The 22,297-nt window shown below is 68.3% G+C and carries 24 protein-coding genes and 1 pseudogene; 19 read left to right on the top strand and 6 right to left on the bottom strand.

What is annotated here, in order from left to right:
* The first annotated feature begins 34 nt into the window (after nt 1–34).
* From Q9K23_RS10600 to Q9K23_RS10570, 7 genes are all read left to right on the top strand, one after another.
* On the top strand, nt 35–475 hold the full coding sequence (locus Q9K23_RS10600) for an SRPBCC family protein (RefSeq protein WP_020792321.1): 441 nt from the start codon (nt 35–37) through the stop codon (nt 473–475).
* 71 nt (nt 476–546) lie between these two features.
* Nucleotides 547–1,425, top strand: a complete 879-nt coding sequence (locus tag Q9K23_RS10595) for a pseudouridine synthase (RefSeq protein ID WP_053777044.1) — start codon at nt 547–549, stop codon at nt 1,423–1,425.
* 214 nt (nt 1,426–1,639) lie between these two features.
* Nucleotides 1,640–1,978: a hypothetical protein gene (locus Q9K23_RS10590; protein WP_053777045.1), complete on the top strand. Its 339-nt coding sequence runs from the start codon at nt 1,640–1,642 to the stop codon at nt 1,976–1,978.
* 22 nt (nt 1,979–2,000) lie between these two features.
* Nucleotides 2,001–2,369 (top strand): YbaB/EbfC family nucleoid-associated protein, encoded by a 369-nt coding sequence (locus tag Q9K23_RS10585; protein ID WP_020791402.1) that lies wholly within the window; start codon nt 2,001–2,003, stop codon nt 2,367–2,369.
* 45 nt (nt 2,370–2,414) lie between these two features.
* Entirely contained in the window at nt 2,415–3,026 is a 612-nt protein-coding gene (recR, locus tag Q9K23_RS10580) for a recombination mediator RecR (RefSeq protein WP_020791401.1), read from the top strand.
* Nucleotides 3,027–3,154: 128 nt separating this feature from the next.
* Entirely contained in the window at nt 3,155–3,652 is a 498-nt protein-coding gene (locus Q9K23_RS10575) for a (d)CMP kinase (RefSeq protein WP_053777065.1), read from the top strand.
* A 459-nt stretch (nt 3,653–4,111) separates the two neighbouring features.
* Nucleotides 4,112–4,861 carry a uracil-DNA glycosylase gene (locus Q9K23_RS10570; RefSeq protein WP_053777047.1) on the top strand — a complete coding sequence of 250 codons (750 nt, stop codon included), beginning with the start codon at nt 4,112–4,114 and terminating at the stop codon, nt 4,859–4,861.
* 226 nt (nt 4,862–5,087) lie between these two features.
* Here Q9K23_RS10570 and Q9K23_RS10565 read toward each other — a convergent pair whose 3' ends face one another.
* Both Q9K23_RS10565 and Q9K23_RS10560 read right to left on the bottom strand, forming a co-directional pair.
* Nucleotides 5,088–5,810 (bottom strand): glutamine amidotransferase, encoded by a 723-nt coding sequence (locus Q9K23_RS10565; RefSeq protein WP_053777048.1) that lies wholly within the window; start codon nt 5,808–5,810, stop codon nt 5,088–5,090.
* On the bottom strand, nt 5,807–7,054 hold the full coding sequence (locus Q9K23_RS10560) for a MurT ligase domain-containing protein (RefSeq protein WP_305950501.1): 1,248 nt from the start codon (nt 7,052–7,054) through the stop codon (nt 5,807–5,809). Before Q9K23_RS10560 ends, Q9K23_RS10565 begins: the two co-directional genes overlap by 4 nt.
* Nucleotides 7,055–7,120: 66 nt before the next feature.
* On the opposite strand from Q9K23_RS10560, the gene Q9K23_RS10555 reads away from it, so the two are divergent.
* On the top strand, nt 7,121–8,179 hold the full coding sequence (locus tag Q9K23_RS10555; RefSeq protein ID WP_305950500.1) for an alpha/beta hydrolase: 1,059 nt from the start codon (nt 7,121–7,123) through the stop codon (nt 8,177–8,179).
* On the opposite strand, the gene Q9K23_RS10550 is transcribed toward Q9K23_RS10555, so the two are convergent.
* Entirely contained in the window at nt 8,141–9,382 is a 1,242-nt protein-coding gene (locus Q9K23_RS10550) for an EamA family transporter (RefSeq protein ID WP_238404082.1), read from the bottom strand. The two genes, Q9K23_RS10555 and Q9K23_RS10550, sit on opposite strands and share 39 nt — an antisense overlap.
* A 77-nt stretch (nt 9,383–9,459) precedes the next feature.
* Nucleotides 9,460–10,116 (bottom strand): GAP family protein, encoded by a 657-nt coding sequence (locus Q9K23_RS10545; protein ID WP_020793758.1) that lies wholly within the window; start codon nt 10,114–10,116, stop codon nt 9,460–9,462.
* Between Q9K23_RS10545 and Q9K23_RS10540 the strand changes: the two genes are divergently transcribed.
* The 4 genes from Q9K23_RS10540 to Q9K23_RS10525 all read left to right on the top strand — a co-directional run bounded on the left by Q9K23_RS10540 (nt 10,103) and on the right by Q9K23_RS10525 (nt 13,149).
* Nucleotides 10,103–10,228, top strand: coding sequence for a hypothetical protein (locus Q9K23_RS10540; RefSeq protein WP_305950499.1), 126 nt, complete (start codon nt 10,103–10,105; stop codon nt 10,226–10,228). The genes Q9K23_RS10545 and Q9K23_RS10540 overlap by 14 nt on opposite strands.
* A gap of 67 nt (nt 10,229–10,295) precedes the next feature.
* Nucleotides 10,296–11,318, top strand: coding sequence for an LLM class flavin-dependent oxidoreductase (locus Q9K23_RS10535; RefSeq protein WP_053776627.1), 1,023 nt, complete (start codon nt 10,296–10,298; stop codon nt 11,316–11,318).
* Between the two features lie 113 nt (nt 11,319–11,431).
* The gene (locus tag Q9K23_RS10530; RefSeq protein ID WP_053776628.1) at nt 11,432–12,454 is read left to right on the top strand and encodes an arabinofuranosidase; all 1,023 of its coding nucleotides are present in this window, start codon (nt 11,432–11,434) and stop codon (nt 12,452–12,454) included.
* Nucleotides 12,455–12,588: 134 nt separating this feature from the next.
* Complete coding sequence (locus Q9K23_RS10525; RefSeq protein WP_020791788.1) at nt 12,589–13,149, top strand: dihydrofolate reductase family protein; 561 nt, start codon at nt 12,589–12,591, stop codon at nt 13,147–13,149.
* Between the two features lie 75 nt (nt 13,150–13,224).
* On the opposite strand, the gene Q9K23_RS10520 is transcribed toward Q9K23_RS10525, so the two are convergent.
* On the bottom strand, nt 13,225–13,620 hold the full coding sequence (locus Q9K23_RS10520) for an SRPBCC family protein (RefSeq protein WP_053776636.1): 396 nt from the start codon (nt 13,618–13,620) through the stop codon (nt 13,225–13,227).
* Nucleotides 13,621–13,697: 77 nt separating this feature from the next.
* Here Q9K23_RS10520 and Q9K23_RS10515 point away from each other — a divergent pair.
* The 7 genes and pseudogenes from Q9K23_RS10515 to Q9K23_RS10485 all read left to right on the top strand — a co-directional run bounded on the left by Q9K23_RS10515 (nt 13,698) and on the right by Q9K23_RS10485 (nt 19,677).
* Nucleotides 13,698–14,584, top strand: a pseudogene (locus Q9K23_RS10515) (LysR family transcriptional regulator).
* A gap of 102 nt (nt 14,585–14,686) precedes the next feature.
* Entirely contained in the window at nt 14,687–15,838 is a 1,152-nt protein-coding gene (locus Q9K23_RS10510) for an enoyl-CoA hydratase/isomerase family protein (RefSeq protein WP_053776629.1), read from the top strand.
* Nucleotides 15,831–16,607 (top strand): enoyl-CoA hydratase, encoded by a 777-nt coding sequence (locus Q9K23_RS10505; protein ID WP_020791910.1) that lies wholly within the window; start codon nt 15,831–15,833, stop codon nt 16,605–16,607. The genes Q9K23_RS10510 and Q9K23_RS10505 overlap by 8 nt, the downstream gene beginning before the upstream one ends.
* A gap of 169 nt (nt 16,608–16,776) precedes the next feature.
* A complete protein-coding gene (locus Q9K23_RS10500) occupies nt 16,777–17,235 on the top strand; it encodes a DUF6325 family protein (protein ID WP_020791909.1) in 459 nt (152 codons plus the stop codon).
* A gap of 73 nt (nt 17,236–17,308) precedes the next feature.
* Nucleotides 17,309–17,629: an SHOCT domain-containing protein gene (locus Q9K23_RS10495; protein ID WP_053776630.1), complete on the top strand. Its 321-nt coding sequence runs from the start codon at nt 17,309–17,311 to the stop codon at nt 17,627–17,629.
* Nucleotides 17,630–17,824: 195 nt separating this feature from the next.
* A complete protein-coding gene (locus tag Q9K23_RS10490; RefSeq protein WP_020791914.1) occupies nt 17,825–18,244 on the top strand; it encodes a hypothetical protein in 420 nt (139 codons plus the stop codon).
* 11 nt (nt 18,245–18,255) lie between these two features.
* On the top strand, nt 18,256–19,677 hold the full coding sequence (locus tag Q9K23_RS10485) for a DUF2252 domain-containing protein (RefSeq protein ID WP_053776631.1): 1,422 nt from the start codon (nt 18,256–18,258) through the stop codon (nt 19,675–19,677).
* Between the two features lie 517 nt (nt 19,678–20,194).
* On the opposite strand, the gene leuA is transcribed toward Q9K23_RS10485, so the two are convergent.
* A complete protein-coding gene (gene leuA / locus Q9K23_RS10480) occupies nt 20,195–22,045 on the bottom strand; it encodes a 2-isopropylmalate synthase (RefSeq protein WP_020791911.1) in 1,851 nt (616 codons plus the stop codon).
* Nucleotides 22,046–22,297: the final 252 nt, after the last annotated feature.

Raw genomic sequence — 22,297 nt, 5'->3', positions numbered from 1 at the left:
ACACCACTGAGATCAGCTCGAGGAGAGTCCGCCCGTGGGAGAGATTTCCGCCAGCCAGTCGATCCAGATCGCCGCCGCACCCGATGTAGTGACCGGTGCCCTCGCCGACTACACCGAGGTCCGCCCGGCGATCCTTCCCGAGCAGTACCACGACTACAAGGTGCTCGAGGGTGGTACCGGCGACGGAACCGTCGTGCACTGGATCCTGCAGGCCACCAAGAGCCGGCAGCGTGATGTGAAGGCGTCGGTGTCGGTGGCCGGCTCCACCATCACCGAGCGCGACGCCAACTCGACGATGGTCACCACCTTCACCGTCACCCCCGCCGGTGGCGGCTCCGCGGTCACCGCGACCACCACCTGGACCAGCAATGCCTCGGGGATCGGCGGCTTCTTCGAGAAGACCTTCGCGCCCAAGGGCCTCGGCCGTATCCAGGCCGCACTACTGGCCAACCTCAAGACCCGGCTGGAGAAGTAATACCCCCGCGGCGGCGGGGTCGGGCCCGGCCCTCGCCACTGCCACCGCGCGACGGCGTCGACGCCACCCGCGTGGTGCTGCGGGCGGGGCCTGAACTGATCGTCGGTGACTGCCTGCGGGCCACACCGGCGCTGGCCGACCTCGACGCCGCCGCCCTGATCGCGCGCGCCGACCGTGGGGAGATCGTCGACGCCGACGGTCGGCCGGTGGATCTGGATGCCCCGGCCCGCCTGAACACGTCGGTGTACCTCTACCGGGATCTGCCCGACGAGGTGCCGATCCCGTTCGGCCTGCCGGTGCTGTACCGCGACGAGAACATCGTCGTCGTCGACAAGCCGCACTTCCTGGCCACGATGCCGCGGGGGAGGCACGTCACCCAGACCGCGCTGGTGCGTCTACGGCGAGAACTCGACAGCGACCTGGTGGCACCGGCGCATCGTCTGGACCGGCTGACCGCCGGCGTCCTGTTGTTCACCCTGCGGCCGCAGGTGCGGGCGGCCTACCAGGATCTGTTCGCGACCCGTCGCGCGGTGAAGGAGTATCGCGCGCTGGCCGGTCCGGCGGACTGGACGGGGACCGTGGAGGTACGCGACCGCATCGAGAAGACCGCCGGTGACCTGCGGGCCCTCGTCGTCGACGGTCCCGTGAATGCGATCAGCGAGATCACCGAGATCGAGCGCACCGACGCCGGATCGATCTATCGGCTGGTCCCGCACACCGGCCGCACCCATCAGCTGCGGCTGCACATGGCCTCGCTCGGGGTGCCGATCGTCGGCGATCCGCTCTACCCCGACGTCCGGCCGGATCTGGCCGAACGGCCCGACCACGGGGACTTCTCCGCACCGCTGAGGTTGGTCGCGCACAGCCTCGCCTTCACCGATCCGATCACCGGCGTGGACCGATGTTTCGCATCCCGGCGCAGCGTGGCCACCACCGCGGATACCCACTGAACGGGTTCGGGCGCCCACTCAGCGGGTTGGGGCGCCCGGTGAACGGGTTGGGGCGCCCACTCAACGGGTTGGGGCGCCCGGTGAACGAGTTCAGGCGCCCACTCAGCGGGTTGGGGTGCCCAGTCAATGGGTTGGGGCGCCCGGTCGACGGGTTGGGGTGCCCGGTGAACGAGTTCGGGAAGTCGGTGAACCGCAGCGACTACCCTGGCGTCCTGTGACCATCCGCGCCTCGTACGAACGCCATCCCGATCTCGGCTGCGAGGCCGTGGTCTTCATCGACGACGAGTCGCTCTCGTGTTTCCAGATCCAGCGTGACCTGGTCGGCAGCCCCCGGCACGGCGACGGATATTGCGTCACCACCGGTGCGAGCGCACCCATCTACGGCGGCGCCATCCAGGACTGGCGCGTCGTCGACGGCAACCGACTGGAGTTCGTGCTCGGCCCGCGGGCGGTGCGGCTGTTCGGCGACGACACCCTGTCCTTCGAGATCACCCCGGTCGGCGAGGACACGGTCGACGACATCGTCGCGCACGTCGAACGGCTTCTGGACTGAGTACCGGGCTACCCTGGGACCCGTGACTCAACCTTTCGACCCCAGCGCACTCTTCGGCGGCGGTGCCGGCGGCGATAACCCGATGGCCGGCCTGCTCCAGCAGGCGCAGGCGATGCAGCAGCAGCTGATCAACGCACAGAACGAGATCGCGGCGACCGAGGTCACCGGCACCGCCGGAAACGGCCTGGTCACCGTCACCGGCAACGGCACCGGCGAGATCACCGCGATCACCATCGACCCCAAGGTCGTCGACCCCGACGACGTCGAGACCCTGCAGGACCTGGTGCTCGGCGCACTCGCGGATCTGTCGCAGAAGCGTGAGACACTCGCCGGTGAGAAGATGGGCCCGCTGGCCGGTGGCCTCGGCGGTGGCCTCCCGGGACTGGGCTGACCCGTCCCGACCCGACCCGCCGAGTGAGGAAAGTACCGCGCACCCATGTATGAGGGACCGATCCAGGATCTGATCGACGAGCTGGCCAAACAGCCGGGTCTCGGCCCCAAGGGTGCCCAGCGGATCGCCTTTGCCCTGCTCGCGGGCGAGAAGAACGAGATCGACCGGCTGATCGCCGCACTCGGCCACGTCCGCGACGACGTCACGTTCTGCGCCGAATGCGGCAATGTCTCGGCCAACACACTGTGCCGCATCTGTTCGGATCCGCGGCGCGACGCCACCAAGATCTGCGTCGTCGAAGAACCCAAGGACGTGCACGCGATCGAGCGCACCAAGGAGTTCAACGGCCGCTATCACGTACTCGGCGGTGCGCTGGATCCGTTGTCGGGGATCGGTCCCGACCAGCTACGGATCCGGGAACTGCTGCGGCGGCTCGGCACCTCCGCCGACGGCGAGGACGTGTCCGAGGTGATCGTGGCCACCGACCCCAACACCGAGGGCGAGGCCACCGCCACCTACCTGCTGCGGATGCTCAAGGACTTCCCGGGCCTGAGCGTCACCCGACTGGCGTCCGGGCTGCCGATGGGCGGCGACCTGGAGTTCGCCGACGAACTCACCCTGGGGCGTGCACTCTCGGGTCGGCGGGTCCTGGTCTGAGGACCGCCGCGGCCCCGATAGGGTGACGGCCCATGACCACCGCGCCCTCGCGCTCCGCCCAGCCGACCCCGGCCGTCCCCGAACTCGACGCCGCGTTGAGCACCCAGCTCGACGACCTCGCCGCCGAGATGGTCTCGGGCATCGTCGCGATCGACGGGCCGTCGGGTGCGGGAAAGTCGACGGTGGCCGACGCGCTCGTGGCCCGGCTGCGCGCCCGCGGAACCGGCGTGGTGCTGGTCCGCACCGACGACTTCGCCACCTGGGACGACCCGGTCGCATGGTGGCCGGAGCTGGAATCGGAAGTGCTGCACAGCTTTGTGCGCCGTCGCGACTACCGGTACCGGCCCCGCGTGTGGGTCGACGGACGCCCCGAGGCCGGTAGCCGTATCTGGTACCGCTGGGAGCCGCTGCTGGTGATCGAGGGGGTGTCGTCGGCCCGGCGCCGCATCGCCGACCGCCTCACCTACTCACTGTGGCTCGACGGTGCACCCGCCACCGAACGCCTCGAGCGGGCCGTCGCCCGGGACGGGGAGCCGTCGCGTCCGTTCCTGGAGCGCTGGCAGCAGTTCGAGCGCGGATGGTTCGCCGTCGACCGCACCCGCGACCGCTGTCGGGTACTGGACTGAGTCGCCGTGGTTGCGTAGCGAGGTCGGGTGCGGAGGTCTCGACACGACTTGTCGCTGCGCTCCTCGTCGGCTCGACCGGCGATGCTCTTGTCGCTGTGTTTCTTGTCGGTTCGGCCGGTGGTGTTCTTGCTGCTGCACTTCTCGTCGCCTGGGCCGGCGGTGTTCTGGTCGCTGCGCTCCTCGTTGGTTCGGCGGGTGATGTTCTGGTCGCTGCGCTCCTCGTCGCCTCGGCCGGCGATGCTCTTGTTTCTGTGTTTCTTGTCGCCTCGACCGGTGGTGTTGTTGGTGCTGTGTTTCCTGTCGGTTCGGCCGGCGATGATCTGGTCGCTGTGCCCCACGTCGGTTCGGCCGGCAGTGTTCTTGCTGCGGCGCTTCTCGTCGCCTCGACCGGCGGTGGTGTGTCGAGCCGGTCGGGGTCGGGTGTCGCGGCGACCCGTCCGGTGGGGTTAGCGTCGAAGGGTGGCCGCCTATCCCAGCATCGCCGCACTCGACGCCGAGCTGATCGAGTGCCGGGCCTGCCCGCGCCTGGTCGCCTGGCGTGAGCAGGTGGCGCGGGAGAAACGTGCCGCCTTCGCCGACCAGGAGTACTGGGGCCGACCGGTCCCCGGATTCGGGGACGAACACGCGCGCATGGTGATCCTCGGGTTGGCCCCCGCCGCGCACGGCGCCAACCGCACCGGCCGCATGTTCACCGGCGACCAGAGCGGCGACGTGCTGTTCAAGGCGCTCTACGACGTCGGACTGGCCAGCCGTCCGACGGCGGTGTCGGCCGATGACGGGATGGAACTGTACGGGGTGCGGATGACCGCGCCGGTCCGCTGCGCCCCGCCGCAGAACAAACCGACACCGGCCGAGCGGGATCGGTGTGCCACCTGGCTCGAAGCCGAACTCGCTTTGCTCGCACCGACTTTGCGGTCGGTACTGGTGCTCGGCGCGTTCGGCTGGCGCAGTGCGCTGACCGGGTTCGCGTCGATGGGCTGGACGGTGGACCGGCCGCGACCGAAGTTCGGACACGGCGCGCGCACCACCATCCGGCGGCCGCGCGCCGACGACGGTACCGGGGCATCGTCAACCGCCGCCGAGGAACTCACCGTCTTCGGCAGCTATCACGTCAGCCAGCACAACACCTTCACCGGCCGGCTCACCCCAGAGATGCTGCGGGCGGTGATCCGCGACGCGGCCGGAGCCGCCGGGTTGTCGACCGATTGAACCCTTTTGCCGGTATCGCCTGCGCAAACGCGGGATCGACGCCGATCTACGCGCGTACCGTGGTGCCATGGGATCGGGACGCGGGAAGATCTGCCGCTGCGGTCATCCGCGGTCGTCGCACGAGCACTACCGGCCGGGGTCGGACTGCGCCGAGTGCGGCAAGGCCGGATGCACGCGGTACCGGCCGCATCGGTTCTGGCACCGCACGACCGGCCCGCAGGACAGGTCAGCCGCGGCGGCCGGCGGCGAGACGCTCGGTGCGCAGCCGGTCTACCTGTGGGAGGTCGAGCGGCGCAAGCGAATCCGTCCCGAGGGCCCGGGCGAGGAGAAGATCGGCTAGTTCCGGATTGCGGGCCAGTGCCGGACCGTGCATGTACGTGCCGATCACCGAACCCTGCACCACGCCCTCGGTGCCGTCACCCACACCGTTGCCGACGCCGTGCCGCACCGTTCCCAGCGGGGTGGCATCGCTGCCGAGAGTCGTACCGCCACGGTGGTTTTCGAATCCGCTGAGCGGTTGGGAGAGCCCGACCATCACCGGTGTGGTGACCAGTTCGCCGATGCTGCGGGTCGCCTGCGGGGAGGTGGTCAGGTCGAACAGCGAGATCCCGTCCACGCGTTCCCCGGCCGAGGTCTCATACCAGTGCCCGAGCACCTGGATCGCGGCGCAGATCGCCAGCACCGGACGGCCCGCCGCCGCGGCCCGCTGCAGACCCGGGTACCGGGTGAGGTGGCGGGTGGCCAGCCGCTGGGCGTAGTCCTCGGCACCGCCGAGGGTGTAGACGTCGAGGGAGTCGGGCACCTCGTCGTCGAGGGTGATCTGCACGATCTCGGCGTCGATGCCGCGCATCCGTGCGCGTTGCCGCAGGACCAGCGCATTGCCGCCGTCGCCGTAGGTACCCATCACGTCGGGCAGGACCAGGCCGATCCGCAGGGTCGATTCGCTCACTGCCGTGCCTCCCGGGCTCGTTCCAGCGCCACGCCGAGATCCCGGAACGCGGTGTAGTTGGCCAGCACCTCCACCCGTCCCGGCGGGCAGGACGCGATGGCCTTCAGCGGATCGGGGATGGTGGTGTGCTCGGCGCCCGCGTACAGCAGCCGCACCGACAGGTCGGCGGCCCGCTCCCCGGCGGCCACCACCTGCATGGTCTCGAACGCCTCGAACCGCACATCCCACAGCCACGACAGGTCCTCGCCGTCGGGGACCTGACCGTTGACCGCGATGACCAGGCCGTCGGCGTCCTGATCGATCATCGACAGTGCCTCCTGCCAGCCCGCCGGGTTCTTCGCCAGCAGGGTGCGCACCGAGTGCCGGCCGATCTGGGCGACGCCGTAGCGGCCGGCCACCTCACCGACGGTCTGCACCGCGGCGGTGGCCTTGCCCGGGTCGGCGCCCATCGCGACCGCGGCCGCGACCGCCTGGGTGGCGTTGCCGCGATTGGCGCGGCCGGGCACGGCCAGCTGCATCGGGGCGACGAAGCCGTCGGGACCGTAGATGAACTCGTCGTCGAACCACCAGGCCGGAGTGGGCCGCCGGAAGTTCTCGTCACCGGTGCTGTACCAGCCGTCGGCGTCGCGGACGATCGGCTCACCGGTACGCGGGCAGCTCACCGAGTCGCCCACCCAGCCGGCACCCGCGGCCACCCAGATCACCGTCGGCGCGTCGAAGGCGGCCGAGGTCACCAGCACGTCGTCGCAGTTGGCGACGATGGTGGCGTCCGGATGCCGGACGATGCCCTCACGCAGCCGGCGTTCGATCATGTTGATCTCGCCGACCCGGTCGAGCTGGTCGCGGGAGAGATTCAGCATCACCAGCACCTCGGGGGAGGTCGCGTCGGAGACGTGCGGGACGTGCAGCTCGTCCACCTCGAGTGCGGCGATCGGGGCCGACCGCTGCAGGCTGAGGGTGGCGATGATGCCGGCGTCCATGTTGGCGCCGTCGGCCTGGGTGGCCACCTCACCGAGCTCGGCGAGGGCGGCGGCGGTCATCCGCGTGGTGGTGGACTTGCCGTTGGTGCCGGTGATCAGCGCGGTGCGCTTGCCTGCGGCCAGCCGGGACATGATCTGCGGATCGATCTTCTCGGCGACCAGGCCACCGATCATCGACCCCTTTCCGCGGCCGGCGGTGCGGGAGGCCCAGCGGGCGGTCGCCGCGGCGGCCAGGGCCAGCGAGGTACGCAGGGGAACAGACATGCCGTCGAGTCTGGCACAGGGCCGGTGACGGTGCGTTCGGGTGCGGACGGGGTAGGCTCACCAGGCGTGACCAAGGCCACACAGTCCTCGCTCCCGCTTCCGCTCTGTCCGGCACGTGCCGCCGTCCGGCTGGCCGGAAGACTGCCCGCCGTTCTGGCGTCCGCGCTGTCGCGCTGGTGCCCGGTCAACGCCGACGGCGAGCACCTGGCCCCCGAGGCGTGGCTCGCCTCGATGTCCACCGCGGTGATGCCCGGCGGTGACATGAGCGGTGCGACGATCCCCGCGGCCCGTCGCAACCTCGAGATCAACTCCGCGCTGGTCGCGGAGAAGACGCCCGAGCTGTCGGTGGTGGAGGACCTGCTCCTCGACGGTCCCGACGGTCCGATCGGGGCCACCCGCTACCGGGCCGAGACCAGCTCGATCGGCCTGGTCGTGTTCTTCCACGGCGGCGGATTCGCCCTGGGCAGCCGCGCCACCCACGACGCCTATGCGCGGCGCCTGGCCCTCGACACCGGTGCCGACGTGCTGTCGGTGGAGTACCGGCTGGCCCCCGAGCACCCGTTCCCCGCCGCCGTCGACGACGCCCTCGCCGCCTGGCGGTTCGCCGTCGACGCGGCCCCGCGCTGGGGACTCGATCCCCGGCGCATCGTGGTCGCCGGCGACAGTGCCGGCGGCAACCTGGCCGCAGTGGTGTCCCAGCACGTACGGGGTGAGGACATCACCCCGGTGCTGCAGTTGCTGATCTATCCGCTGACCGACCTCGACCGGAACGGTGGCTCCCGCGACGAGTTCGCCGTCGGCTACTTCCTCACCGCCGAGCGGATCGACTGGTTCACCGACCACTATGTGCCTGCGGGCATCGACCACACCGATCCGCGCCTGTCGCCGCTGTATGCCGCCGACCTCGCGGGCCAGCCGCGGGCACATGTCGTCGTCGCCGGCTTCGATCCGCTGCGTGACGAGGGACTCGACTACGCCGCAGCCCTCGAACGCGCCGGGGTGCCCACCACGCTGCAGCGGGAGGGCGGACTCATCCACGGCTTCGTCAACATGGTCGCGACCGGCCCCACCCCGCGTCGGGCCGTGTCACGTATGCACCAGGCCGTCGTCGACGCGCTGGGCTGACACCCGACGAATCCGGGTCGCCGGGTCCAACTCGCCCGGTGCCACGGTCCGCTGACCGGGCGCATCTTCGCGTTGACCGGGCGCCGGAACACGTTGACCGGGCGCAACTTCGCGTTGACCGGGCGCTGGAACACGTTCACCGGGCGCCGGAATACGTTCACCGGGCGCCGGAATACGTTCACCGGGCGCCGGAATACGTTCACCGGGCGCAACTTCGCGTTGATCGGGCGCCGGAATACGTTCACCGGGTGCAACTTCGCGTTGACCGTGCACGGCCGGGCGGGACCGGGGCGCCGCGAGGACCCCGACGGCGCAGCCGGCGATCACCAGCGCGGCACCACCGATCTCGACCCAGGTGGGTTGCTCGCCCAGCAACGCCCAGGAGGCGCTGATCCCGACGATCGGAACCAGCAGCGACATCGGGGCGACGCGGCTGGCCGGGTAGCGCTTCATCAGCCCCGACCACAGACCGGCGCCGACGATCGTGCCGAGCAGGACGACATAGGCCAGACCGGCCAGCGCGGTCAGACCCGACGACGTGCCGAGTGTGGTCAGCGATTCCAGATCGGCCGCCGGGCCGTCGATCAGCAGGCTCATCGCCAGCAGCGGGATGGGTGGCACCACCGACAGCCACAGCGTCAGGCGCAGCGAATCATCCATCAGCCCACGGGGTTTTCCGGGGGTGCCCTCGGTGAGTGCGCGCCGGCTACCGATGTTGCCGATGGCCCACGACAGACCGGCGAGCACGGTCAGCACGATCGGGACGACGACACCACCGACGCCGATGTCGCTGTGGCCTGCCCGGTCGACGCCGATCACCACGATACCGACGACCGCGGCCAGGATGCCGAGAAGCTGTGCGGGCACGACGCGTTCACGCAGGAACACCACACCCAGCAGGACGGTGAACGGTGCCGAGGTCTGCAACACCAGCGATGCCAGGCCCGTCGGCATACCGAGATCCATGGCGAGGAACAGCAGGGCGAACTGACCGAAGCCGAATCCCAAGGCGTACAGCAGGAACCAGCGCATCCGAACCCGGGGGAAGCGGACGAATGCGATCACCGGCAACGCCATCACGGCAAACCGCAACGAGGCGAACAGGAATGGGGGAAAGTGCTCCAGGCCGACGTGGATCGCGATGAAGTTCAGTCCCCACAGCACGATGACGGTGAGTCCGAGGCAACGGTCGCGAGTGGTCATGCATCCATCGTCACGATTCGATCGATGAAGCACAATTGAAATTAACTGTACTAACTCATCAGAATTGCTACACAGTCTTAGATCCCGCCGATACCCTTGCCGACCAGCACCGCGCCGATCACCAGGATCAGTACCGCCATCACGGTCTTGTTGTTGGCCTCGAGCCATGCCTTGAGGTGATCGAGCGGATCGCGCAGACGGTCGGCCGCGGCGAGGTAGGCGATCACCGGGACCAGGACGGTGCTCGCGGCGAGGGCCACGAAGATCGCGATGGTCCCGATGAGCTGTCCGGTGCCGAGATCGGCTGCGCCGATGGCGATTCCGGCACCGATGCACATCATCAGGTTCTTCGGGTTGATCGCCGCGAGGGCGAAGCCGATGCCGGCGGCCGCCGGTGCCTTCATCTCGTCGATGGCCCGCATCCATGCGGGTGTGCCGGCGTCGGCGTCGCGGGTCCGCCATTGGCGTAGGCCGTCGGCGAGCAGCACGATGCCGAGCGCCAGCTTGATCCAACCCGTCGTCGACGACGCCCCGTCATCGGTCGAGATCGCACCGCCGACGATGACGAAGATCACCGTCGCGACCAGGATTCCCGCCACCCAGCCGACGCCGAATCCGATGCTGGTGGAGCGGGCGCGCGTGCCCAGCATCATGAGGATCGCCGCGATCAGCGGGACCGGGGACACGGCCACGCCGACCGCCAGGGGCAGGATCTCGCCGATGACGGTGTTCATGGGTGGCCTTTCCCTTCGCGCCCGAGCGTCGCCGGCGGGGACGTCGTCGGCCCTCGTCGACGTCCCCACCATCCCGCGGCCCCGGCCGCAGCACATCATCCGTGAGGGATGATGTCCGGCGATCCGGCCCCGCCGACCGGTCGGGAATAGAATCGGACCGCAGTCCGGTTGCTTCCGGTATGACTAAGAAGATCGGGTTCCTCTCGTTCGGTCACTGGTCGGACGGGCTCGGTTCGCAGGCGCGGACGGCGGCCGACGTGTTGCACCAGTCGATCGACCTCGCCGTGGCCGCCGAAGAACTCGGCGCCGACGGCGCCTACTTCCGGGTGCACCACTTCGCTCAGCAGCTGGGCTCACCCTTCCCGCTGCTCGCCGCGGTCGGTGCCCGGACCTCGAGCATCGAGATCGGCACGGGTGTCATCGACATGCGCTACGTCAACCCGTTCGGGTTCGTCGAGGACGCCGGCGCCGCCGACCTGATCTCGGACGGACGCCTGCAACTCGGGATCTCGCGGGGATCCCCGGAGCAGGTCATCGACGGCTGGCGGTACTTCGGCTTCGCGCCCGCCGAGGGCGAGACCGACGCCGACATGGCGCGCCGGCACACCGAGCTGACCCTGGAACTGCTCAAGGGACAGGGCTTCGCCCGGCCCAACCCGCGGCCGATGTTCCCCAATCCGCCGGGGCTGCTTCGCCTCGAGCCGCATTCGGAGGGGCTGCGCGAGCGGATCTGGTGGGGTGCGGGCAGTCGCGCCACCGCCGAGTGGACCGCGGAGCAGGGGATGAACCTGATGTCCTCGACGCTGCTCACCGAGGACACCGGGGTGCCGTTCCACCAGCTGCAGGCCGAACAGATCGAGCGCTTCCGCGATGCGTGGAAGCTGGCCGGTCACGAGTGGGAGCCGCGGGTGTCGGTGAGCCGCAGCATCTTCGCGCTCACCAACGACACCGATCGCGCCTACTTCGGCCGCGAACGCAACGGCACCGACCAGGTCGGTCACATCGACGGCGGGATCGCGCGCTTCGGCAAGTCCTATGCCGACGAGCCGGACAAGCTCGTCGAGCAACTCCGTGAGGACGAGGCGATCGCCGCGGCGGACACTCTGCTGCTGACGGTGCCCAACCAACTCGGCGTCGAGTACAACGCGCACGTGATCGAGTCGATCCTGACCCACGTCGCACCGGCGCTCGGCTGGCGCTGAGCAACCCGATCCCGTCGCGAGGCGGGGCCGACCGTCGACGACCCGCTCCCGACCGGGCGGGTCGTCGACGGTCGGCGGGCGTCACCCCAGGTCACGATTGAGCACCACTGTGCATGCAGGTGTTGTTGTTGCCGGTGTTTCTCGCCGATGCTGCACTCGTGATGCTGACGAAGCGATCCGTCCTGTCCGCGGTCGCGGTGGTCATGATGGTCCTGACCGGGGCGCTGGTCTCGCCGGGGGTCGCCGGTGCCGCGCCGAATCCCTCGTGGCGCTACACGCTGGTCGGTTTCAGCAAGGCCACCGACCGCGCCATGGACGTCTACCAGTCGTCGGATGCCACGACCTTCGACCTGCTCCAGCAGGCCGCCTACCGGCCCGCGTCCGGACGGGTGCGTGACCCGAGCATCTTCCGGCACACCGACGGGTACTACTACCTCACCTACACCACCGCCGACGGCGCGAACATCGGCTTCGCCCGCAGCCCCGACCGCATCCGGTGGACCCAGATGCCGAACTGGCCGGTTCCGCTGTGCTGCGCCTTCCTGCCGGGCACCGGCGACGGCCGCGGACTCGGGTCGTCGAGCGGCCCCGGCTCGTCGGGGTCGGCGGGCTCCAGCGACGGCCCGTCGCTCTCGCCGTTCACCACCAAGGCGTGGGCGCCGGAATGGTTCGTCGAGGGTGGGCGCGTCCACATCATCCTGTCGATGTCGACCGGTGGGGGATTCGTCCCGTATCTGATGACCGCACTCGACCCGTCCCTGCGAAGGTGGAGCTTTCCGGTGCCGATCGCCGGTATCGGGGCCGACCACATCGACACCACCGTCGTGAAGGTGGGATCGACCTACCACGCCTTCACCAAGAACGAGACCAAGAAGTTCATCCAGCACGCCGTCGCATCGTCGTTGGCGGGGCCCTATCGCTTTGTCACACCGGGAAACTGGGGAAACTACGTCGAGGGCCCGGCGGTCATCCAGCTGCCCGACGGTGCCTGGCGGATCTACCTCGACGCCTACACCACGGGCAAGTACGTCTACTCCGACAGCACCGACGGCATGCGCACCTGGTCTCCGGTGAAGGTGTTGCCCGGATTGTCCGGAACCATCCGGCATGTCGGCGTGATGCGTGAGCCTGCCTGAGGTCACACCCGACGGCTCGCCGCGGCACGAGATGTCGGGCGGGTCGTCGAATCGGGCCCGCAGGCGAACCCGGTGACCGACACTGGGGATCGGACACGCACGCATGCGACACCGATCCCAGGAGGTCTGCCGAGATGGGAACGCTGTGTTACGGGGGTTCGATTTCGCTCGACGGGTACCTCGCCGACGCCGACGGTGATTTCGGGTGGTACGTCCCGAGTGAGCCGGTCTTCGCCAGTCACGTCGACCGGATGGCCGAGGTGTCGACGGAAGTGCTGGGCCGCAACACCTATGCACTGATGCGGTATTGGGAGTCCGAGCCGGACGACGGCTGGAACCGCCTGGAGAAGGAGTTCGCGCGGCGATGGCGCGACATCGACAAGGTGGTGGCGTCGTCGACCCTCACCCGCGCCGGTCTCGGCTCCGATCGCGACCGGCTGGTCGCCGACCTGGGGCTGGACGAACTCCGCGAGATCGTCGGCGCGGCAACCGGATTGGTCGAGATATTCGGGCCCACCGTCGCGGCCGCCGCGATTCGTGCGGGACTGGTCACCGACTTCCGGTTCTATGTGGTCCCGGTGCTGATGGGCGGCGGTCTACGCGCACTACCCGACGGCGTCCGCCTGGACCTGCGCCTCGTCGAACACCGGACCTTCGACGACGGCGTCACCTACCTCCGCTACGTCCCGCGCTGACGACCGCCACCGGTCCCGCGAACACCGGTCCCGCGAGCGCGGGGTCCCCGGGGGCCGGTTCCGCTGCGATCGGGGTCACGCCGGCTGTTCGACGAGGTCACGCAGCCGCGCGAGATCGTCGGCCACCATCGCGGCGTCCTGCTCGAACTGCTCGTCGGACATGTCGAGTTGCCGGAGGGTGAACACCACCTCGGCGCCGTCCGGATGGGCGAGGACACGGATCGGGTTGGTGACGACGACCCCGTTCGGCAGGGTCACGTCGTGGTCGAGGATGCCGAAGTCGTTGCGCTCGACGAATCTCACCGTCACCTCACCCATCGGCGAGTCCGCGACCAGCAGGTCGCCGCGTCGGGTGACGGTGGACCGGGCGAGTCCGGCGGCCCATCGTGGCAGGTTGTCGGGGTCGGCGGCGAAATCGTAGACCCGGGCCACGGGCACGGCGATCACCTGGCTGACATGTCGGCTGCGCATGAATCCGATGATCGCACGTGCCACCGACATTCCGGAGCGTCTCCGACGGTCCCGGACATCCCAGTAGGATCGGCCGGATGGAGGTGCGCCGGCTGCGGTTGTTGCGCGAATTCGCCGACCGCGGCTCGATCGGGGCGGTGGCCGATGCGCTGCACATGACGCCGTCGGCGGTGTCGCAGCAGCTCAAGGTCCTCGCCGAGGAGGCCGGTGTCGCGCTCCTCGAGCCGGACGGCCGCGGAATCCGGCTCACCGATGCGGGCGGTGCCCTGGTGCTTCGTGCCGACGAGGTGATCGCCGCGGTCGAGCGTGCCCAGGAAGAGATGGCGTCCTATCGTTCCGGTCAGGCCATGGTGCGGCTGGCGATGTTCCCGTCGGGATCGACGCTGTTGCTGCCCGGGGTCCTCGACCGTGCGGCGGCGTCGGGAATCGACGTGCGGGCGGTTCATCTCGACGTCGAATATGCCAATGCGGCACCGGGTCTGGCAGATTTCGACATCGTCGTCACGCATCGGGGCGAGCGCACGGCGTCGATGTCGGCGCCGCGGGTGCGGGTGACCGAACTGATGCGGGAGCCGGTCGACGTGATCGTCGCAGCCGACTCGGACCTGGCCGGTGCCGATCGCGTGCCGGTTGCCGACCTGGCCGACCGGGACTGGATCAGCGTGGAGGGTGGCTTCCCGGTGGACGATGTGCTGCAGTCGATCTCGGCGTTCACCGGGGTGGCGCCCCGGGTGACGCAGCGGATGCTGGACTTCACCACCATCGAGGCCCTGGTCGCCGGGGTCACGGGATAGCGCTGATGCCGCGGTATGCGGTGCGGCATCCGGGCGTGCATCGGCTGGAGTTGGCCGGTGTGCGGGCGGCGAGGGTCTACGAGGCGCTCACCCGGCCTCGCGTCCGACGTGCGATCACGACCGTCGAGGAGCATCTGCGGCAGGTCGCGGAGTCGGTCCAGGCTCGCTGACCGGTCCGGGGTGCCCGCGAGACGGGTTCCAGGGTTGTGTTCCGGCCGAAACTAGGATATCCAACTAAATGGGATTCCAACGTTCACCGCAGGAGGAAGTCGATGGCCGGGACGTCGAACAGTGAGGTATCGGTGGGCGAACCGTCGATCAAGACCCACCGCAACGGGCACGTCGGGGTGATCGAGCTCAACCGCCCCAAGTCGATCAACGCCCTCGATCACGAGATGGCGCTGGCCATGGAACGCACCCTGCGGGAGTGGGAGACCGACGACTCGGTGGCCACCGTGGTGGTGCGCGGCGCGGGTGATCGCGGACTCTGTGCCGGCGGTGACATCGTCGCCATCCATCGCGATGCCAAGGAACTCTCGGTGACCGGGGCCCGCGGTGATCGTGCCGATCGCGCCGCCGCCGACAGTCCGTCGGGACGGTTCTGGCGCGACGAATACCGCCTCAACCACTACATCTCCCGCTACCCCAAGCCTTATGTCGCCCTGATGGACGGCATCGTCATGGGTGGTGGCGTGGGGATCTCGGCCCACGGCAACACCCGCATCGTCACCGACCGCACCCGCCTGGCCATGCCCGAGGTGGGCATCGGCTTCGTGCCCGACGTCGGGGGCACCCATCTGCTCGCCCGCGTGCCCGACCAGCTGGGCACCTACATGGCGCTGACCACGGCCCCCGCGAACGGGGCCGATGCGGTGGCACTGGGAATCGCCGACCACTACGTCCCGGCCGAGAGCCTCGACGCGCTCGTCGACGCGCTGGCCACCCGCCCGGTGGGCGACGTGCTGGCCGAGTTCGCGGTGGAGCCGCCCGCCTCGTCTCTGCATGGCGACGGTGAGTGGATCGCCGAGGCCTTCGCCACCGACGACGTCGCCGAGATCATCGCGAACTGCCGCGCCGTCGGCTCCGAGGGCGCGACCAAGACCGCCGACAAGATCGAGTCGAAAAGCCCACTGGCCCTGCGGGTCGCGCTGCGCTCCCTGCGTGAGGCCGCGGCCACGCCGTCGCTGGCGGAATCCCTGCGCCGTGAATACCGGGTGTCGCTGCGATCGCTGCTGCATCCCGACATGGCCGAGGGGATTCGCGCCCAGGTGATCGACAAGGACCGCAACCCGCAGTGGCAGCCGGTCGCCGACATCACCTCCGCCACGATCGACGACTTCTTCGCGCAACTGCCCGACGATGTCGAACTGGCCGACGCCGATCGACTCGACAACCCCGACCCCCAGGAGATCTCGAATGTCTGAGCCCACCACGATCCTCGTCGAACGCCGCGACCGCGTCGGCCTGATCACGCTGAACCGACCGAAGGTCCTCAATGCGCTCAACAGTGAGCTCATGACCGAGGTTGTCGCCGCCGCAACCGAATTCGACGCCGATCCGGGTATCGGTGCCATCGTGATCACCGGTTCGGAGAAGGCCTTCGCCGCCGGTGCCGACATCAAGGAGATGTCGTCGAAGACCTATGCCGACGTCGTCAGCCAGCAGTTCTTCGGCGCCTGGGACGATCTCTCGCGTCTGCGCACCCCGATCATCGCCGCCGTCACCGGGTACGCACTCGGCGGCGGCTGCGAACTGGCGATGCTGTGCGACACCATCATCGCCGGTGAGAACGCCCGCTTCGGCCAGCCCGAGATCAACCTCGGCGTGATCCCCGGCATCGGCGGATCGCAGCGTCTGACCCGTGCGGTCGGCAAGGCCAAGGCGATGGACATGGTCCTGACCGGTCGCCAGATGAAGGTCGACGAGGCCGAGCGCGCCGGCCTGGTCTCCCGCGTGGTGCCCACCGAGAAGTGCCTGGAGACCGCACTCGAGGCGGCCGCGGTGATCGCCTCCAAGTCGGCGATCGCCACCGCGCTGGCCAAGGATGCGGTCAACCGTGCCTTCGAGTCGAGCCTGGTGGAGGGTGTGCGCGCCGAGCGGGCACTGTTCTACTCGACCTTCGCCACCGACGACCAGACCGAGGGGATGGCCGCCTTCGTCGAGAAGCGGGAGCCGAACTTCACCCACCGGTGATCCCCAGCGACACGCCGTGACCGCGCCGATCGACTCCTGTCAGTCGATCGGCGCCGTCGTGTTCCGGTGTCGTCCGGGTCGGGTGGTGCCGTCACCGGTGCAGATCTCGTGCATTCTCATCCTCGAAGAATGAGGTCACGACGGCGCATACGGTGCCAGACTGAGGGGCATGACCTCCGGACTACCGAGCTCTGACGCCGAAGTCGACATCGGACCGATCGACTATCTCGTCATCGAATTCCCCACCGACGCCCGATTCGACGGGAGCGGACTCGCGCATCTGCGTGATGTCGTCGACCGGGACATCATCCGCGTTCTCGACCTCGCCTTCATCCGGCACGACGGGGACACCGTCGTCGCCATCGACGTCGCCGACCTGGGCATCGTGGGCGACCTCGACGCCGCACTGTTCGCCGAGGCGGCGACCGGACTGATCGACGACGAGGACATCGCCGAGGTCGGTGCGATCCTCGAGCCCGGCCATGCCGCTGCGGTGATCGTCTACGAGAACCATTGGGCCGCACCACTGGCATCGGCACTGCGCCGCACCGGCGCCGAGCTGATCGCCGCCGGCCGGATTCCGGTCGACGAGGTGGTCGCCGCACTCGACGACCTCGACGGAGGATAGGTCGGCCGCCCCGGCCGGAGAACCGATCATCGCGAGTACAACACCAGCAGCGAGTGGAGAAGGAGAGAAGAGAATGCCCGGACTTCTACGGGGGGTGGCACGGACGGCCGTGATCGCCGGTACCGCGACCTCGGTGTCGAACAGGGTGTCGCGGCGCCAGGGCCGACGATGGGCGCAGCAGGACGCCCAGCAGGAGGCGGCCGATCAGTACACCGCACAGCAACAAGCAGCGGCCCAACAAGCAGCGGCACAGCAGGCTGCGGCGCAGGCCCCTGCGGCACAGCAGACCGACAACCGGATCGCGCAATTGCAGCAGTTGGCCGATCTGCGGTCGCAGGGAATTCTCACCGACGAAGAATTCGCCGCAGAGAAACAGCGCATACTTTCATCCTGATCGAAAGAGCACAAGTGGGAGTTTGTGCCCAGAATGCGTCTAATCGGTGCCATTGCCACGTACGGTCATCCTAGGTAGAGGATGCTCTCAGTGATCGACTAACTTGGGATTCACTATCGTGGTTTCCGCCATTGCGTGGGGCAATGGCATTCGCTGGCAGCAGACCGATATCGGTGTCTGCAGGATGGAGGCACAATGACGACGAGCGGAAGTATCAACGACGGGTCGCCCTCGACCGAACAGAATTGGGCGGCAGGACTGTCGATCGTAGCGGCGGTCGTTCTACTGATCACCGGAATCCTCCAGTTCTTCCAGGGGATCTCGGCGGTTCGCAAGGACACGTTGCTGGTGTTCACCGGCGACTATGTCTTCAAGTTCAACCTGACCACCTGGGGCTGGATCCACATCGTCGTCGGCTTGATCGTCGCCGTCGTCGGACTGGCTCTTTTCTTCGGTGCCACATGGGCCCGTGCACTGGCGATCGTCGTCCTGGCGATCTCGGTGATCCTGAACTTCCTGTGGATTCCGTACTACCCGTGGTGGTCGATCATCCTGATCATTCTCGGTGTCATCGGCATTTGGGCCGTTGCCGCCTGGAACACCGACGAAGAATAGCGAGAAACGACATGGACGCTCCGATTTCCACGATCGACAATCCTCGGGAACATCGGAGCGCCGCAGAACGGGAGGCGCTGGGCCGACAGGCCCGCGAGCGCCTCCCGTTGTCGTCGCTGGGCGACTTCGACGAGGAGTCCACACGCGACCCGGTCGAGCTGCTGTTGTCGCAGAGCGCCACCCGGGTCCCCGAGCTCGTTCCCATCCGGCACGGGCGGATGGCGCAGACCCCGTTCACGTTCTATCGCGGCGCCGCCCTCGTCATGGCCGACGATCTCTCCCGCACGCCACATTCGGGTCTGCAGGTACAGCTCTGCGGCGATGCACACCTGAGCAACTTCGGCCTGTACGCCACCCCGGAACGCCAGTTGACCTTCGACGTCAACGACTTCGACGAGACCTACCCGGGGCCGTTCGAGTGGGACGTCAAGCGACTCGCGGCGAGTCTCACGATCGCCGCCCGCCACAACGGCTTCGAACCCAAGACAGCGAAGAAGATCGCCCGCGCCTGTGCCGACGAGTACCGGTCGTCGATGGCCGAGCTGGCCGCTCTGGGAACCCTGAAGAGCTGGTATCAGCATGCGATCCCGACCGACACGCTGGAACAGCTGGGCCCGCTGCTCAGTCCCAAGATGGCCAAGTCCGTCCGCAAGACCATCACCAAGGCATGGCAACGCGACTCGCTGCAGGCGACGTCCAAGCTGACCACGGTGATCGACGGTGAGCTGCGATTCGTCGACCAGCCGCCGCTGATCGTGCCGGTGGAACGGCTCCTGGGCGACGACGTCGCCGCCATCTTCTACGACGAGATCGCCTCGCGGTATGTGGACTTCCGGCTCACCATGGAACCCCACCATCAGGTGCTGCTGGACAAGTTCCGGGTCGTCAAGATGGCGCGCAAGGTGGTCGGAGTGGGCAGCGTCGGCACCCAGGCATGGGTGCTGCTGCTCGAGGGCAAGGACGCGGGCGATCCTCTCATCCTGCAGGCGAAGGAAGCCCAACGGTCGGTCCTCGACCGGTATCTCGACGGTCCCGAGTACGGCAACCAAGGTGAACGTGTGGTGCGCGGCCAGAAGCTGACCCAGGCGGTCAGCGACATCTTCCTGGGCTGGAACGGCGGCGCCGGAATCGACGGCACCCACCGTGACTTCTATCTTCGACAGCTCCGAGACGCCAAGGGGTCCTTCGTCGTCGAGGTGTTCGACCAGAACGCCCTGGCGATCTACGGTCGCGTGTGTGCCCGCGTCCTGGCCTATGGTCACGCACGCTCGGGCGACCCGCTGGCGATCTCCGCCTATCTGGGGAAGACCGACGAGTTCGACCGTTCCATCGGACGATTCGCGACACGCTACGCCAAGCGCAATGCCAAAGACCACACCGAATTCGTCGCCCGGATCGATGCCGGACAGGTCCCGGCGATGTTCGACGTCTGAGAGCGCTGCTCGGCCGGATCGGCCACTGGCTGTGGGTGGTTCAGCCGATGAGGAGTGGAGCGACGAGGCGTGTCGAAACCTCTGATGGCCGGCGGTGTGGGGTGGTGGCGGGGGACATGGTTGTCGTGCGGGATTTCGACTCGGGTCCTCGCCCTTCGGGCTCGGTCCCGGCTCAATCATCAAGGGGTGGTGGGTGCTTGGGCCGGTGAAGGACGGCTCGCGGCTCGATCATCAAGGGGTGGTGGGTGCTTGGGCCGGTGGAGGACGACTCGCGGCTCGATCATCAAGGGGTGGTGGGTGCTTGGGCCGGTGGAGGACGACTCGCGGCTCGATCGTCGAGGGGACGTGGGTGGTTGAGCCGATGAGGAGCGGAGCGACGAGGCGTGTCGAAACCTCGGAGGCCGACGACGCGAGGCGACCACCAGGGGACAACGGGAAACAGAAAGGGCCGTACACTGCGAGGATCGCCCGCGGTGTCCGGCCCAGGTCTGTGGTGATGTCTACTCTGCGGTGATGCTCACGGGGCCCAGGTCCGGGGTGCGGCGTCGGCGGCCTCGGGTGCTGCGGCGGTCACCCGGTGTGCCCGGTTGACGGCGGAGACGACGGCCCGCAGCGACGCGGTGGTGATCGACGACGCGACACCCACGCCCCACACGGTCTCGCCGTTGACCTCGGCCTCCACATACGACGCGGCATTGGCGTCGCCGCCGGCGGTCATCGCGTGCTCGCTGTAGTCCAGTACCCGGACCTCGAAGCCGACGGTGCCCAGGGCGTCGACGAATGCGGCCAGCGGCCCGTTGCCCGACCCGGAGATCTCCTTCTCCGCGCCGTCGACCTTGACCACCGCGGTGATGTGGTCGTCGCCGTCGTCGGTCTCCGATGCGTCGACCTTCTGGCGCATGCGCTCCAGCGGCAGGATCGGATGCAGGTACTCGTCGGCGAAGACGTCCCACATCTCCTTCGGTGAGACCTCGCCACCCTCACCGTCGGTCAGCTTCTGGATCTCGCGGCTGAACTCGATCTGCAGGCGCCGCGGCAGGTTCATGCCGTGGTCGGTCTTCATGATGTAGGCGACGCCGCCCTTGCCGGACTGGCTGTTGACCCGGATGACGGCCTCGTAGTTGCGGCCCACGTCCTTCGGGTCGATCGGCAGATACGGTACGGCCCAGGTGATGTCGTCGATGTCGGCGTCGGCCGCGTCGGCGTCGAACTTCATCTGGTCCAGGCCCTTGTTGATCGCGTCCTGGTGGCTGCCGGAGAACGCGGTGTAGACCAGGTCGCCGCCGTACGGGTGACGCTCGGGCACGTTCAGCTGGTTGCAGTACTCGACGGTGCGACGGATCTCGTCGATGTCGGAGAAGCTGATCTGCGGGTCGACACCGCGGCTGAACATGTTCATGCCCAGGGTCACCAGGCACACGTTGCCAGTGCGCTCACCATTGCCGAACAGGCAGCCCTCGATGCGGTCGGCACCGGCCTGGTAGCCCAGTTCGGCTGCGGCAACGGCGGTTCCGCGGTCGTTGTGCGGATGCAGGCTCAGGATGATCGAATCGCGGCGGGCCAGATTGCGGCTCATCCACTCGATCGAGTCGGCGTACACGTTGGGGGTGGCCATCTCCACCGTCGCCGGTAGGTTGATGATCATCGGCTTCTCCGGAGTGGGGGCGATGATCTCGGTGACCGCGTCGCACACCTCCTTGGCGTAGCTCAGCTCGGTGCCCGTGTAGGACTCCGGCGAGTACTCGTAGCGCCAATTGGTGTCGGGGAACTTCTTCTCCTCCTCCAGCACCTTGTGCGCGGCATGTGTGGCGATCTCGGTGATCTTGTCCTTCTCGGCGCGGAAGACCACGCGTCGCTGCAGAACCGAGGTGGAGTTGTAGAAGTGCACGATCACGTTGGACGCGCCCTGGCAGGCCTCGAAGGTGCGCTCGATCAGCTCGTCACGGCACTGGGTCAGCACCTGGATGGTGACATCGTCGGGGATGGCGCCGTCTTCGATGATCTCGCGGACGAAGTCGAAGTCGGTCTGGCTCGCCGACGGGAAACCGACCTCGATCTCCTTGTAGCCCATCCGAACCAGCAGCTCGAACATGCGCCGCTTGCGGGCCGGGCTCATCGGGTCGATCAGCGCCTGGTTGCCGTCACGCAGGTCGACGGCGCACCACAGCGGTGCGCGGCCGATCACCTTGTCGGGCCAGGTGCGGTCGGGGACCGACACCTTCTCCACCTCGTCGGCGAACGGGCGGTAGCGATGGACGGGCATCGCCGAATTGCGTTGGGGGTTCCACACGGGCTGGCCGGCGGGGATGGGTCCGGCGGGCTCGACGATACGGCTCGCGCCCGAGGTGAAGCTGTCTGCTGGTGCCATTGGTCAATCTCCGAGATCTGGAAGAAAAAGGGGGAAGATGACCGGCGCATGATGGGGCCCCGCGACGGAGGGCCGGTCGTTCAGACCCCGCCGCGGCAACCGAGAAGGAGCGCGCGCTGCATGCATTCGACCTTACTCCTCGCGTTACGGCCAGATCAAATGACCCCATTTACCGTGGCGCCCGCCCCGACTGCGCGCCGGGGTCGGCCGGGATTGCCGGATTGGTCGATATTGTGCCTGTGACCTGCGGAA

Source organism: Gordonia sp. NB41Y, assembly GCF_030718915.1.
GTDB classification, from domain to species: Bacteria; Actinomycetota; Actinomycetes; order Mycobacteriales; family Mycobacteriaceae; genus Gordonia; species Gordonia desulfuricans.
This window is presented reverse-complemented; position numbering and strand designations above follow the sequence as displayed.

What these genes read in the sequence shown, in the direction of transcription:
- Q9K23_RS10490 (WP_020791914.1), top strand. Translation starts at nt 17,825, where the DNA reads ATGACGACGAGCGGAAGTATCAACGACGGGTCGCCCTCGACCGAACAG.
- Q9K23_RS10495 (WP_053776630.1), top strand. Translation starts at nt 17,309, where the DNA reads ATGCCCGGACTTCTACGGGGGGTGGCACGGACGGCCGTGATCGCCGGT.
- Q9K23_RS10500 (WP_020791909.1), top strand. Translation starts at nt 16,777, where the DNA reads ATGACCTCCGGACTACCGAGCTCTGACGCCGAAGTCGACATCGGACCG.
- Q9K23_RS10520 (WP_053776636.1), bottom strand. Translation starts at nt 13,620, where the DNA reads ATGCGCAGCCGACATGTCAGCCAGGTGATCGCCGTGCCCGTGGCCCGG.
- Q9K23_RS10510 (WP_053776629.1), top strand. Translation starts at nt 14,687, where the DNA reads ATGGCCGGGACGTCGAACAGTGAGGTATCGGTGGGCGAACCGTCGATC.
- Q9K23_RS10525 (WP_020791788.1), top strand. Translation starts at nt 12,589, where the DNA reads ATGGGAACGCTGTGTTACGGGGGTTCGATTTCGCTCGACGGGTACCTC.
- Q9K23_RS10560 (WP_305950501.1), bottom strand. Translation starts at nt 7,054, where the DNA reads ATGTCTGTTCCCCTGCGTACCTCGCTGGCCCTGGCCGCCGCGGCGACC.
- Q9K23_RS10540 (WP_305950499.1), top strand. Translation starts at nt 10,103, where the DNA reads ATGACGGTGTTCATGGGTGGCCTTTCCCTTCGCGCCCGAGCGTCGCCG.
- leuA (WP_020791911.1), bottom strand. Translation starts at nt 22,045, where the DNA reads ATGGCACCAGCAGACAGCTTCACCTCGGGCGCGAGCCGTATCGTCGAG.
- recR (WP_020791401.1), top strand. Translation starts at nt 2,415, where the DNA reads ATGTATGAGGGACCGATCCAGGATCTGATCGACGAGCTGGCCAAACAG.
- Q9K23_RS10485 (WP_053776631.1), top strand. Translation starts at nt 18,256, where the DNA reads ATGGACGCTCCGATTTCCACGATCGACAATCCTCGGGAACATCGGAGC.
- Q9K23_RS10535 (WP_053776627.1), top strand. Translation starts at nt 10,296, where the DNA reads ATGACTAAGAAGATCGGGTTCCTCTCGTTCGGTCACTGGTCGGACGGG.
- Q9K23_RS10575 (WP_053777065.1), top strand. Translation starts at nt 3,155, where the DNA reads ATGGTCTCGGGCATCGTCGCGATCGACGGGCCGTCGGGTGCGGGAAAG.
- Q9K23_RS10505 (WP_020791910.1), top strand. Translation starts at nt 15,831, where the DNA reads ATGTCTGAGCCCACCACGATCCTCGTCGAACGCCGCGACCGCGTCGGC.
- Q9K23_RS10550 (WP_238404082.1), bottom strand. Translation starts at nt 9,382, where the DNA reads ATGACCACTCGCGACCGTTGCCTCGGACTCACCGTCATCGTGCTGTGG.
- Q9K23_RS10530 (WP_053776628.1), top strand. Translation starts at nt 11,432, where the DNA reads ATGCAGGTGTTGTTGTTGCCGGTGTTTCTCGCCGATGCTGCACTCGTG.
- Q9K23_RS10545 (WP_020793758.1), bottom strand. Translation starts at nt 10,116, where the DNA reads ATGAACACCGTCATCGGCGAGATCCTGCCCCTGGCGGTCGGCGTGGCC.